The organism is Micromonospora sp. NPDC051300, assembly GCF_044455315.1.
GTDB lineage: Bacteria > Actinomycetota > Actinomycetes > Mycobacteriales > Micromonosporaceae > Micromonospora > Micromonospora robiginosa.
Map to the genome: position 1 here is coordinate 46,394 of NZ_JBITEP010000025.1, position 13,417 is coordinate 59,810.

General features: G+C 73.9%; 7 protein-coding genes. 4 read left to right on the top strand and 3 right to left on the bottom strand.

Going from position 1 to position 13,417, the window contains the following annotated elements:
* Nucleotides 1-159 precede the first annotated feature (159 nt).
* Together ACIA5A_RS23915 and ACIA5A_RS23920 are read right to left on the bottom strand one after the other, a co-directional pair.
* On the bottom strand, nt 160-2,220 hold the full coding sequence (locus ACIA5A_RS23915) for a M4 family metallopeptidase (RefSeq protein ID WP_396766343.1): 2,061 nt from the start codon (nt 2,218-2,220) through the stop codon (nt 160-162).
* 360 nt (nt 2,221-2,580) lie between these two features.
* On the bottom strand, nt 2,581-4,890 hold the full coding sequence (locus tag ACIA5A_RS23920; protein WP_396766345.1) for a transglycosylase domain-containing protein: 2,310 nt from the start codon (nt 4,888-4,890) through the stop codon (nt 2,581-2,583).
* Nucleotides 4,891-5,034: 144 nt separating this feature from the next.
* Between ACIA5A_RS23920 and ACIA5A_RS23925 the strand changes: the two genes are divergently transcribed.
* From ACIA5A_RS23925 to ACIA5A_RS23940, 4 genes are read left to right on the top strand one after another with little or no spacing between them, the layout of a single operon-like run.
* Nucleotides 5,035-5,808 carry a nucleotidyltransferase domain-containing protein gene (locus ACIA5A_RS23925; RefSeq protein WP_396766348.1) on the top strand — a complete coding sequence of 258 codons (774 nt, stop codon included), beginning with the start codon at nt 5,035-5,037 and terminating at the stop codon, nt 5,806-5,808.
* Between the two features lie 57 nt (nt 5,809-5,865).
* Nucleotides 5,866-8,658 carry an FAD-binding and (Fe-S)-binding domain-containing protein gene (locus ACIA5A_RS23930; RefSeq protein ID WP_396766351.1) on the top strand — a complete coding sequence of 931 codons (2,793 nt, stop codon included), beginning with the start codon at nt 5,866-5,868 and terminating at the stop codon, nt 8,656-8,658.
* Nucleotides 8,655-9,113: a glutaredoxin domain-containing protein gene (locus ACIA5A_RS23935; protein WP_396766354.1), complete on the top strand. Its 459-nt coding sequence runs from the start codon at nt 8,655-8,657 to the stop codon at nt 9,111-9,113. The genes ACIA5A_RS23930 and ACIA5A_RS23935 overlap by 4 nt, the downstream gene beginning before the upstream one ends.
* A 9-nt stretch (nt 9,114-9,122) precedes the next feature.
* The gene (locus tag ACIA5A_RS23940) at nt 9,123-9,503 is read left to right on the top strand and encodes a VOC family protein (protein ID WP_396766357.1); all 381 of its coding nucleotides are present in this window, start codon (nt 9,123-9,125) and stop codon (nt 9,501-9,503) included.
* A gap of 42 nt (nt 9,504-9,545) precedes the next feature.
* Here the strand turns inward: ACIA5A_RS23940 and ACIA5A_RS23945 are convergent, their stop codons facing one another.
* Complete coding sequence (locus ACIA5A_RS23945) at nt 9,546-13,058, bottom strand: glycosyl hydrolase (protein WP_396766359.1); 3,513 nt, start codon at nt 13,056-13,058, stop codon at nt 9,546-9,548.
* Between the last annotated feature and the right edge of the window lie 359 nt (nt 13,059-13,417).

Below are 13,417 nucleotides of genomic sequence, written 5' to 3' on the forward strand. Positions count from 1 at the left end.
CGGAGCCGGAGCCGGAGCCGGAGCCGGAGCCGGAGCCGGAGCCGGAGCCGGAGCCGGAGCCGGAGCCGGAGCCGGAGCCGGAGCCGGAGCCGGAGCCGGAGCCGGGGACGCGGAACGGCCGGCCGTCGGGAGGGCGACGACCGGCCGTTCGGGTCGCGGTCAGCTCAGCGTGACCGCCGTGTCGTCGACGACGAAGGACGTCTGGAGGGAGGCGTCCTCCACGCCGCTGAACGAGATGGTGGCCGTGGTGCCGGCCAGCGACGAGATGTTGAAGGACCGCTGGACGTAACCGGTGGCCTTGTTCAGGTTGGAGTAGGTGGCCAGCGTGGTGCTGCCGGCCTTGACGGTCAGCTTGTCGTAGGCGGTGGTCGTGGTGGACTCCGCGCTGTCGATGTGCAGCCAGAACGTCAGGGTCGCCTTGCACCCGGCCGGGATGGTGACCGACTGGCTGAGCGTGTCGGTGTGCGAGGAGCCGTAGCCGTCGAGCCACGCCTTGTACGAGCCGCCGTGCGCCGCCTGGCCGCTGTCGGTGGTGATGACGCCGGACGAGGCGGTCCAGCTCACGTTGCCGGACTCGAAGCCGGGGTTGGCCAGCTTGTTGCCGGAGCAGCCGCCCGAGGGCGGGGTGGTGGTGGCGGTCGGCGTCGGCGTGGTGCCGCCGGAGCAGGTCGGGTCACCGGACTGCGCCGGCACGCTCACCGCGTCCCAGGCCGCCTTCACCGTGTTGAACTCGGTGCAGCCGGTCGGGTAGAGGTTCTTCGCCGCCTGCAGCGTCCAGGTGCGGTACTTCAGGTACGACGAGGACGACGTCTTCAGCAGCATCGCGTTGTACATGATCTTGATGGCCTTCTGGATGCCCAGGCCGGTCACGCTGCTGCTGTTGCAGGTGGAGCTGGACGGCTGCCCGTTGGTCGGGCTGCTGCCGTTGGCCAGCAGGTAGAACCAGTGGTTGCCCGGTCCGGCGGAGGCGTGCACCTCGCCGCCCGGCACGCTGCTGGAGTAGCAGTTCGGGTCGCCGAGCGCGCCCGGGTTGTACATGTTGCGGATCGGGCCGGAGCCGACCAGGTTGATCTTCTCGCCGACCAGGAAGTCCGGCGCGTCGTAGCTGGACGGCTCGTTGGCGAACCACTCGGTGGCCGCGCCGAACGTGTCCGCCACGAACTCCTGGGTGCCGCCGCCGGAGATGCCGCCGGGGGTGTGGTCGTCGATGCCGTGGCCGATCTCGTGGGCCACCACGTCGAGCGAGCCGATCCACTGGCCGGCGGTGTTCTTGCCGATCTGCACCTGGGTGCCGTCGTAGTAGGCGTTCTGGTCGTTCAGGCCCACCCGGATCGGCCAGTAGCCGCCGTTGCCGTCGGCGCCGTTGCGGCCCAGCCACTGGGCGAGCATCTTGTGCTCGGTCTGCGCGCTGAACAGCGCGTCGACGCAGCCGGTCTCCTTGTTGGTGGCGGTGCCGTTGCCCCAGACGTCGTCGGTGCCGCTGAACGTGGTGTTGTTCGCGGCGTCCTGGCAGCTCAGGTTGGTGACGGTCGGGTCCTTCATGGTGAAGGTGCTGCCCGACTGGGTGGTGTTCAGCGTGAGCGGGGGCGGGCCGTTCCAGGCGCCGGTGCCGGTGCCGGCGACGATGTGCTCCTGCTTGCGCAGCACCGCCCCGGTGCGGGCGTCCACGTCGACGGTGAGCCGGCTCGGGCCGTCGGCGTCGGTGCCGCGCACCGTGGTCTCCCAGGCCAGCGCCGGGCTGGCGCCGAGCGTGTAGACGACGAGCGTGGTGCCCTCGACGGAGCTGACGGTCTTGAGCTGGGCGCGCGCCGTCTTCGCGGCGGCGGCCGAGGTCAGCTTGGGCGCGGTGGCGAGGCTGCCGATGGGCCGCTGCTGCGCGACGGAGGCGTACTTCAGGTTGCCGCCGGAGTCGGTGGCGAGCACGAAGTCACCGCCGACCACCGGCAGGCCCTTGTAGGTGCGCTCGTAGGGCACGTACTGGGTGCCCTCGGAGGAGATGACCGGCTTCTGCACGAACGCGTCGTCGGAACCGGCCTGGAGGTAGGCGGGACGGTTCGCGACCAACGCGCGGGCCGAGTCGGCGGCCGCCGCGCGGGCCTGGGCGGGGTTGGGGGCGGCCGGTCCGGGTGGCGCGGCCTGCACGGCTGCGGCCGTGCCGGCGGCGATCACGCCGGCCGCGGCCGCGCCGGTGAGCGCGGCGAGGCGAGGTGAGAGCTTCACGAGGGTTCGCTCCTGTTCCTGAGGCGCGCCGCACGGAGCCCGGTGGGGTCGGGCGGCACGATGGTGCGAGGCAGGGGTGACGGTCGGTCACCGGAGCTGCCGGCGTGGCTCCGGGTCGACAGATCGACCGTCGTGAGCCGCCGGGGGTCGACGACTCGCTGGTGCACGATCACACGCCGTCGGAGGCGTGAGCAATGGGTGACCTGGGCAACCGACTTCCGCCGGACACCTCGCCGTCGACCCGAATTCAGGAAGCCATGATCTTCAATAGCCCCTGATCAGGGCGAACATTGTCGGCAGTGGACGAGCGCGCGCCCGACCTGCGCGTATTGCCGCAGTCCCCAGATGGTGCACAGAGTTTCAGCGCGGTCCCCGGGTCTTCGTCGGCGGCCCGCCGGGCGGCGTCGTCGTCGGCGAGGGCGACAGCGTCGGCCGCGGTCCGGGCCGCCGGGTCGGGCTCGGGCTCGCGCTCGACGGCTTCGGGCTCGGGGTCGGCGACGCGGACGGGCTCGGCGCCGCGCTGCTCGGCGCCGGCGTCGGCGCGGCCGGGGTCGGCTTCGGCGTGTCGCCGGGGAAGGCCGGCTCATGGAACCGGTAGCGGTCCGGGTCGAGCTTCATCGCCTCGGTGGCCCGGGTCATGAACTGCCGCCAGATCGGCGCGGCCCCGGTCGAGCCGTACACCTCGTAGCTGCCGCCGGTGGTCCGCAGCGGCTTGCCGTCGGTGGTGCCCAGCCAGACCGCCGAGGCGAGCGCGCCGGTCCACCCCACCATCCAGGTGTGCACGTTCTTGGTCGTGCTCTGCCCCGCCTGCCAGGTGCCGGTCTTGCCGGCGGAGTCCCAGCCGTTGTCCAGCTTGGCCGCCCGCACCCGGCGCAACGTCCAGTCGAGCTGGTCGACCGCCTCGGCGTTCAGATCGAGATCGGTCTGCCGCAACTGCTCGGTCCACACCTTGTCGTCGTCCTTGGTCACCGACCGGACGAAGTGCGCGTCGGCGCGCTTGCCGCCGGCCGCGAACGTGGCCATCCCGTTCGCGTGGTCCTGCACGGTGATGCCGTACTGGCCGATGCCGACCTCGGTGGAGAAGTGCTCCGCCAGCTCGCCGGCCGGGTCGTCGCGCAGGTCGACCCGCTGCGGCCGCGGGTTGCCCCGCACCGTCTCCCACATCGAGTCCACGCCGGCCTGCCGGGCCGTCTCGATCACCTTGGCGGTGCCCAGCTTCTCGGTCAGCTCGTAGTACGTGACGTTCAACGAGGCGACGGTGGCCTCCCAGAGCGCGCAGTCCGGCTGGCAGGGCGCGTGCTCGGCGTTGCGGATCGGTCCGGCCGCGCTGGCCCGGGTCCGGCCGGACGCCGGGAACTCCTTCGTGTCCGGCGAGTCGAACCGCTGCTTCACCGACATGCCGTCGCGCACCGCGGCGGCCAGGTCGTACACCTTGAACGACGACCCCGGCGGGTGCTGGCCGAAGCCCCGCGCCTGGCCCTGCTCGTCGGTGTACCAGCCGGCGTAGTCGGCGCCGGAGCCGCGGTCGCCGCCGTAGTAGCCGAGCACCCGGCCGGTGCCCGGCTCCACCGCGACCAGCGCCGCCTGCCAGTTCTTCGGCTGTCCGCGGACCGCCTCCGGCGCGGTGTCCCGACGGATGTCCGCCGCCGCCTCGGCCGCGTCCTGCACCCGCTTGTCGATCGTGGTGACGATCCGGTAGCCGCCGTCGCGGATCACCTCGTCCGGCTTGCCGCGGAACGGCTCGGTCTGCCGCAGCTCCGCCAGCACGTGGTTGACCACCAGACCGGTCGGCCGGTCCAGGTCGGAGCCGCCCGCGTCGCGGTCGATCGGCCGCACCGTGTCCGGGTACGCCAGGTCCGCCGCCTGCTGCGGGCTCAGGTAGCCGAGCTTCACCATGCCGTCGCGGATGTAGTTCCAGCGGTCGATCGAGTTCCGCTTCGCGAGGGCGTTGCGGCGCGGGTCGTAACCCGGTGAGCCCTGCGGGTCGGCCGGGTCCGCCTCCGGCTGCTTCACCATGGCGCACAGCACCATCGCCTCGGCCGGGGTGAGCTGCTGCGCCGCCGGCGCGTCGCGCCGGACGGTCTTGCCGAAGAATGTCTGCGCGGCCGCCTCGATCCCGTACGCGCCCCGGCCGAACGGGACCGTGTTCAGGTAGAAGCCGAGGATCTCCTCCTTGCTGTACTTGTCGTCGAGCTTCCAGGCGATGACCGCCTCGCGCAGCTTCCGGGAGTAGGTGACCCCGCGCAGGTCGGCGGCGACCCGCGCGTACTGCTGGGTCAGCGTGGAGGCGCCCTGCCGCTGGCCGCCGCTGACGTTCGCCCACGCCGCCCGCAGCACGCCCCGGACGTCGATGCCGCGGTTGGTCCAGAACGTGCGGTCCTCGGCCGCCACGATGGCCTGCTCCGCCGAGTCGTTCATCGCCTCGTACGGGACGATCGTGCGGTTCTGCGCGCCCAGTTTCGCCATCGGCGTGCGACCGTCGGCGTAGAGGACCGTGGTCGACTCGGGCAGCTTCAGGTCGGTGGGCGTCGGCACCGAGTCGAAGTAGTAGCCACCCGCGACCAGCCCGCCGCCGGCGAGCAGCGTGCACACCGCCAGCACCACGAGCAGCCGCCGTCCCCGGCGCCGCGGTCGGCTCGGACCCTCGCCGTTCTCTCCGCTGTGCCGCACCCGATGCCTCCGACTGCTCGGTCGATCGTGTCCATGCCCGGCTCGCAGGCTAACCGACCTGCGGCGACGGCACCGGCCGGCGTGGCCGGTGCGGCCACCCGACCCGGCCGGCGTCGCCGGTGACCGGACGGGCAGGATGCGGGCATGCGCGACGACGTACGCGGATACCTCACCGAACTCGTCCGGCGGGCCCGGGACGTGCTCGGCGACGGGCTGGTCGGCGCGTACGCGGCCGGCTCGCTCGGCCTGGGCGCCTACCAGCCCGGGCGCAGCGACGTGGACGTGGCGTTGCTTGTCGCCGCGCCGCCGACGGTCGCCGCGAAGCGGACGCTCGTGGACCGGCTGCGGCACGAGTCGCTGCCCTGCCCGGCGCGCGGCCTGGAACTTGTCGTCTACCGGCGCGACGTGGCCGCCTCCGGCACCGGTGAGCCGGGCTTCGCGCTGGAGCTGAACACCGGCGCCACGATGCCGTTCCGCGCCACCTACGACCCGGCCGACCGGCCCGGAGCGGACGGGCGGTTCTGGTACGCGCTGGACCGCAGCATCCTGCGCCAGGCCGGGCTGACCCTGCTCGGCCCGCCCGCCGCCGACGCGTTCGCCGACCCGGACCCGGCGACGCTGCGGGCGCTGCTGGTGGACGCGCTGCGGTGGTGGCTGGCGCTGCCCACGCCGCCCGGCGACGCGCCCGCCCCGGGCGCGGAGGACGCGGTGCTCGGGGCCTGCCGCGCGCTGGTGCGCTGCCGCGACGGGGTCTGGCTGGGCAAGGTCGACGCCGGACGCCGGGTGGCCGCCGACGACCCGGACGCCGCGCTGATCCACCGCGCGGTCGCCGCCCGCGCGGGCGGGCCGCCGCCGTCCGGGCCGGCCGCCCGCGCGTTCCAGCGCCGGGTGCTGGCGCGGATCGAGGCCGGCGGCTGACACTCCACCGGCCCCACCAGGGCGGGAACTAGGGTGGGCGGGGGAGGTGCGGTGATCATGACGGAGTTGAGCGCGTCGGCGCGGGCCGGGCTGGAGGCGGCGGTGCCCGGCGGCGTGAGCACCCGGGCCGCGGACCGGCTGAAGCTGGCCCACGACGCGTCGCACTACCTGCTGCACCCCGGCGCGGTGGTCACCCCGGCCGACGCCGGGCAGGTGGCCGCGCTGCTGGCGCAGAGCCGCCGCGCCGGCGTACCGCTGACGTTCCGCTCCGGCGGCACCAGCCTCAGCGGCCAGGCGGTCACCGACCGGCTGCTGGTGGACGTCCGCCGGCACTTCCGCGACCTGACCGTGCTCGACGACGGCCGGCGGGTCCGGGTCCAGCCGGGAGTCGTGCTGCGGCAGGTCAACGCGCGGCTCGCGGCGCACGGCCGCAAGCTCGGCCCGGACCCGGCCAGCGAGGCCGCGTGCACCGTCGGCGGCGTGGTCGCCAACAACTCCAGCGGGATGACCTGCGGCACCGAGTTCAACACCTACCGCACGCTGGAGTCGCTGGTGCTGGTGCTGCCCAGCGGCACCGTGCTGGACACCGGCGCCCCGGACGCCGACGCCCGGCTGCGCGCCACCGAGCCGGCGCTGCACGCCGGCCTGCTGCGGCTGCGCGACCGGGTGCGCGGCAACCCCGACTCGGTGCGCCGGGTCCGCGCCCAGTTCGCCATGAAGAACACCATGGGGTACGGGGTGAACGCGTTCCTCGACCACGACGACCCGGCCGACCTGCTCACCCGGCTGGTGGTGGGCAGCGAGGGCACGCTCGCGTTCGTCGCGTCGGCGACGTTCCGCACCGTACCCGTGCTCCGGCACGCCGCGACCGGGCTGCTGGTCTTCGACTCCCTCTGCGCGGCGACGGCGGCCATGCCGGCGCTGGTGGCCGCCGGGCCGGCGGCGGTGGAGCTGCTCGACGCCGCCGCGCTGCGGGTGGCGCAGCGCGACCCGAGGGCGGACGCGGCGCTGCGCGCTCTGGCCGTGCGCGGGCACGCGGCGCTGCTGGTGGAGTGGCAGGAGTCCGACTCCGACGCGCTGGCCGAGCGGGTCGCCGCGGCCGGGCCGGTGCTGGCCGACCTGCCGCTTACCACCCCGGCCCGGCTCAGCGGCGAGCAGGCCGCCCGGGCCGCGCTCTGGCACATCCGCAAGGGCCTGTACGCGGCGGTGGCCGGCGCCCGCCCGTCCGGCACCACCGCGCTGCTGGAGGACGTCGCGGTGCCGGTGGCGGCGCTCGCCGACACCTGTGCCGCGCTGACCGACCTGTTCGACCGTCACCGCTACGCCGACAGCGTCATCTTCGGCCACGCCAAGGACGGCAACGTCCACTTCATGCTCAACGAGCGGTTCGCCGGCGGCGAGGCCCCGACGCGCTACGCCGACTTCACCGAGGAGATGGTCGACCTGGTGCTCGGCCACGGCGGCACGCTCAAGGCCGAGCACGGCACCGGCCGGGTGATGGCCCCCTACGTGCGCCGCCAGTTCGGCGACGAGCTGTACGACGTGATGCGCGAGCTGCGGACGCTCTGCGACCCGGACGGCGTGCTCAACCCGGGCGTGCTGCTCGGCGACGACCCGGAGGTGCACCTGCGGCACCTGAAGACCGTGCCGACCGTGGAGGAGGAGGTGGACCGCTGCGTCGAGTGCGGCTACTGCGAGCCGGTCTGCCCCAGCCGCGACCTCACCACCACGCCCCGCCAGCGGATCGTGCTGCGCCGCGAGATCGCCGCCGCCGAGGCCGCCGGCGACCGGGCGTTGGCGGCGGAGCTGACCGACGCCTACGACTACGACGCGGTGCAGACCTGCGCGGTCGACGGCATGTGCGCCACCGCCTGCCCCGTCCTGATCAACACCGGTGACCTGGTCAAGCGGCTGCGCGCCGAGGAGCACGGCCGGGCGGTGTCGACCGGCTGGCGGGCCGCCGCCCGGCGGTGGGGCGCCACCACCCGGGGCATGGCCCGCGGGCTGGACCTGGCCGGCGCGTTGCCACCGGCGCTGCCCGAGGCGGCCACCCGGGCGGCCCGGGCGGTGCTCGGCGCGGACCGGGTCCCGCAGTGGCGACGCGACCTGCCCGCAGGTGGGTCGCCGCGCCGACCGCACCCGGTCGACGATCCGGACGCCGTCTTCGTGCCGTCCTGCCTGGGCACGCTGTTCGCCCCCGCCGAGGGCGGCATCGGGGCGGCCGCCGCGCTGCTCACCCTCGCCGACCGGGCCGGCGTCCGCCTGCTCGTGCCGGACGGCGTCGGTGACCTGTGCTGCGGCACCCCCTGGTCGTCCAAGGGGTTGACCGACGGCTACCGGGCGGTACGCGACCGGGTGCCGCCGGCGCTGCGGGCGGCCAGCCGCGACGGCGCGCTGCCGGTGGTCAGCGACGCCGCCTCCTGCACCGAGGGCTTCGACAGGCTGCTCGCCGGCGCCGGCGACCTGCGGGTGGTCGACGCGGTGGAGTTCGCCGCCACCACGCTGCTGCCCCGGCTGACCGTGCGCCGCCGGCTGGCGTCGCTGGCGTTGCACCCGACCTGCTCGTCGACCCGGCTCGGCCTGGACGACGCGTTGCTGGCGGTGGCCCGGGCGGTCGCCGACGAGGTGGTGGTCCCGGACGGCTGGCAGTGCTGCGGCTTCGCCGGCGACCGGGGCCTGCTGCACCCGGAGCTGACCGCGTCGGCCACCCGGGCCGAGGCCGCCGCCGTCACCGCGCGGTCCTTCGACGGGTACGCCTCGGTGAACCGCACCTGCGAGATCGGCCTGGCCCGGGCCACCGGCCAGCCCTACCGGCACCTGCTGGAACTGCTCGCGGAGGCGACCGCATGAGGCTGCGCAGTTGGTGGTCCGCCGGGTTGATGCTGGTCACCGGCGTGCTGGTCGGCGTCACCCAGGACGGCGTGGTGTCGGCCACGCTGGGCGTCGTGGGTTTCGCCGTGCTGGCGGTGCTCTTCTCGCCGCTGGCCTTCCCCCGGTCGCTGAGCGCGGCGGAGGCGAGCCGCCGCAGCGCCCGCGACGGCCGGCCGGTGGTCTACTGGCGACCCGGCTGCACCTACTGCCTGCGGTTGCGCCTGCGGCTGGGCCGGCGCGCCGGCCGGGCGTACTGGGTGGACATCTGGCGGGACCCGGAGGGTGCGGCGGCGGTCCGGGCGGTGACCGGCGGCGACGAGACCGTGCCGACCGTGGTGCTGCCGGACGGGGCGGTGGTGAACCCCGACCCGGCGTGGCTGCGCGCGCGGCTCGCGGTCCGCGCCGGGGCAGCCGGCGACGGCCGAGCTGACTAGGGTCGGGTCATGCACCGGTCCCGGCTCTACGCACTGATCATCGACGCGCCCCAGGAATCGGCCGGGGAGGTCACCGCGTTCTGGTCCGCCGCGCTCGGCGCGCCGGTCCGCACCGACCCGTCCGAGCCCGAGTTCACCGGCCTCGCCGACGTGGTGCCGGGGCTGGTCACCGCCGTGCAGGCGGTCGACGACGCGCCCCGGCACCACCTCGACATCGAGACCGACGACGTGCCCGCCGAGGTGGAGCGGCTGCGCGGGTTGGGCGCCACGCCGGTCTCCCGCTGGCAGGACTGCCACGTGCTGCGCGCGCCCGGCGGCCACCTGGTGTGCGTGATCCCGGTGGCCAGCGACCGGGAGCTGTTCGACTCCACCGCGACCCGCTGGCCGTGACGCCGGAGCCCCGGCCGGGAACGGCCGGGGCTCCGGGGTCCGTCACGCCCCGAAGGGCAGCGTGACGGTCGAGCGGTCACCGGTGCCGAGCGTGCTGGGCCCGCCGCCGATGGCGTTGAACACCTCCACGGTCACCGTCCCGCCGGCCAGGTCACCGAGCGTCCCGACGCCGGAGAGCAGGCCCCGGGCCTGGGTGTAGTGCTCCCAGCCCGGCACCGGGTCGGTGGCGAAGTACTGGTAGGTCTCCACCCGGTCGGCGGTGCCGTCGCCGGTCAGGTCGTAGGAGACCCGCACCTGGGTGCCGTTGCCGACCGTCGTGCCGGCGTCGAGCTGCAGGTCGAACCCGGTGGCCCCGCCGGTGTAGCGGGCGGTCAGGCCGGAGGCGGTGAACCGCAGCGGCTCCCCGCCGCTCGCCGGGACCGTCATCGTGGCCGCCGCGCCGGCCGTGCCGGCCAGGCCGGCCGGCCCCACCAGGTGCCGCTGGGCGGTGAACCCACCGGTCGCCGGGGGCGCGGTGGTGGCGGTGGTCCCGGCGTACGGCAGGACCAGGCGGGACGCGTCACCGACGCCGAGCGAGGTGGGGCCGGCGCCGATCGCGTTCCACACCTCGATCCGGACCGTGCCGCCGGCCAGGTCGCCGAGCGTGCCGGTGGCCGAGGCCAGGCCCTGCGTCTGCCGGTAGTGCTCCACACCGCTGACCGGGTCGGTGGCGTAGTACCGGTAGGTCTCCACCCGGTCGAAGCTGCCGTCACCGGTCAGGTCGTACGAGACCCGGGCCTGGACCCCGTTGCCGACCGAGGTGCCCGCGTCGACGGCCAGGTCGAACGCGGTGTTCCCGCCGCTGTAGGTGCCGGTCAGCCCGGTGGCGGTGAACACCTGCGCGTTGGCCGGCGACCCGTCGTGGTTGCCGTTGGCCGGGGCCACCGTGACCGTGCCCGCCGGGCCGGCCGCGCCACCCAGTTCCCCGCCGGAGCGCAGGTAGCGGGTCGGCTCCAGCGGGGTCGGGGTGCTCGGGCTGGGGCTCGGGCCGGTCGGCGTCGGCGTCGGGCTGGCGCTGGTCGGCGTCGGGCTCGGCGTCGTCGGCGTCGGGGTCGGCGTGGTCGGGGTGGGCGTGGGCATCCCGGTCGGCGGGGGACCGGTCGGCACCGTCACCCCGCCGGTGGCGCTGCCACCGCTCCAGGCGTACGCCCCGGAGGTGACGGTCTTGCCGGCCGGCACGGCCAGCGTGGTGCCGTCGGAGAACGTGACGGTCAGCGGCGAGGCGGTGATGTTCGACGCCACGTAGGTGCGCTCGGTGCCCTTCTTGAACACCTTCGCCAGCGGGTGGTTCGCGGTGACCGAGGTGTCCACATTGCCCAGCGCGGCAAGGTTGCGGATCCAGTGGAACGTGTGCGCCTTGCTCTCGCCCTCCTCGCTGGCGAAGGTGCTGTTCGCCCGGAAGTTGCGCAACGCCTGGTCGCCGTCGCCGAGGGCGAGGAACTCCCAGATGATGTCCTGCCACACCGTCGGCGGGCCGTTCTTGTTGGCCAGGAGCTCCGCGTAGTTGGCCTTCACGTACTCCGGGTAGTCACCGAGGTAGAGGTGGCCGCCGGTGATGGGCAGCATGTTGATGCCCTGGATCATCTCCGGCGCGGAGGAGAACCAGGTGGCGTACGCGCCGCCGTCGCCCCACACCATGCCGACGGTCTTGTGCTGGAAGCCGGCCGGGAAGTTCTCGTCGTGCACGTCGAACCAGTATTCGGAGATGGCCGCGGACTGGGTGGTCCACAGGTAGACGCCGGCGTCGCGGACGGCGGTGTTCCCGGTGGCCTGGCCCCACTGGATCAGCGCGTTGGCGAAGTTCATCCCCTCGGACGAGGACTCCTGGTTGTTGCCGGCGAAGAACGGCGCCAGCCCGGAGGCCCAGTCGTGGCCCGCGTAGATGTCGAAGTCCCGCAGGTAGGGGAAGCGGTTGTCGGCGCGGTCGTAGTTGTTGGCGTCGCGGATCAGCAGGTCGACCATGCCGCCGTAGCGGGTGTCGTCGGCCCACCCGCTGTCGAACTTGGCAAGCGTGGCCGCCGCGGCGATGAAGTAGCCGTAGTGGAAGTGGTGGTCGTTGAGGTCCTCGTCGGAGCCGTACGAGGCGGGGTAGCCGATCAGCGTGCCCCAGTTGCGGTCGTAGTAGAAGAGCTGGCTGGTCTCGCCGGAGGAGGCGGTGAGCCAGTTGGTGAGCCGGGCCTTCATGGCCGCGACCGCCTTGTCGCGGACCGGCGCCAGCCCGAGCTGGTCGGCGATCTCGGCGATCCGGGCGGCCCGGCCGAGGCCCTTGCCGGCCCAGTAGGTGTCCTGGCCGCTGATCCCCTCCGGGTTGGCCAGCTCGGCGTTGAGGTAGTTGGTGACCGTGCTCAGGTCCGCGCCGGTGGAGTCGCCCACGGCCGGCACCTCGGGCAGCACGCCGGTGAAGCGCATCGAGGTGGTGAACGACGGCACGCCGGCCAGCACCCGCATCGCGCCGCGCGGCGAGACGTACGTCGGGGCGATCGGGGTGGCGCCGGTGAGGCTGCGCCACTGGTGCGGGTAGAGCGCCACCACGGTCTTCGTCTCGGTGCCCTCGCGGGGCGTGGTGGTGAACGCGTAGGTGGTGCGCACCGAACCGGTCGCTGGGTCGTACGCGTAGCTCATCCGGGTGCCGGTGACGTGCGCGTGCGCGTACCTGCCGTAGGTGTCGGCCAGGGCGGCCCTGTCCGCGCCGCCGGGCAGCACCGCGACCGAGAAATAGCCCTTGCCGGCCAGCGTGGAGCTGATCCCGGCGCCGTTGACGCTCCAGGTCGAGCCGGTCGGCCCGTACGCGACGTAGTCGTGGCCGTTGACCGTGAAGCCGATGGTGGCGCCGGAGTTGCGCCACACCGTCGGCGTCGCGCTCGCGGTGAGCTGCGCGGCGCCGCCGCCGGTCACGGTGTAGTAGCTGAACGGCAGGCCGTGCCCGATGGTGGCCCGCATGCTCCGGCTGCCGTCGCTCCAGTCGGCGGTGACCGTCCAGTCCGTCCAGTCGGCGGCCTTGACCACCGGCGCGGCCAGCCCGGCCACCCCGACGCGGACGTCCTCGGTGTACGGGTAGTGGTACTCGCCGACGCCGGTGGCGGTGCCGCTGATCGCCGGCGTGGTGGTGTAGGACAGCCCGAGACCGTTGGTCTCGGCCTTGAACGCCAGCGGGTGCGCCTGGAGGTTCTCGCTGCCTCCGCAGGTGTTGCGCTTCCAGATCAGCGAGGACCACCAGTCGTTGGTGGGGATCGCGCCGGCAGGTGCGTCGGCGGTGGCGAAGATCCGGGGGTTGGTGCTGACCGTGCCGCAGCCCTTGGGCAGCACGGCGCCGGGCGGCAGCGTCTCGGTGTAGCTGCCCGCGCCGACGGTGCCGGCGGCGGCCGTGCCGCCACCGCCGACCACGACGCCGAGCAGGCCGGCCGCGAGCACGGAGGCGGCGGCGAGGGCGGTCACCCGACGACGGCGCCGACGGGTGGGGGACGGTACGGGAGCCGGCGGGGGTACGGGGGAGACGTCCCGCAGGGGGAGTGTCATGGAGGTCCCCTTCAGAGGAGAAGGTGGTGTTCGGATGGTGGTCCGATCGCCGAGAGAGCGCTCTCTTGAGAAGCGAGATTAGGTTCCGGTTACGCGTCCGTCAATGTCTCATTACCAAAGAGAGCGCTCTCTGAGCCGTGGGACGACTCCCACGACAGGCGCCCGTACCAGTCACAACCGTTCACGGTGGACCCCTGCCGCAGGCGCCCCCACCTGCCCGGGTGATGGACCGACGTGGACGGTCGAGCCCTCGTGCGCCCGTGCCGTCCCCCGAGCCCGCCCCTGCCGTGGGTGGGTGTATTTTTGTGGGGGGGGGGGTGGGTTAATTTAGCAGGACACAAATAATTACAAAGGGTTGG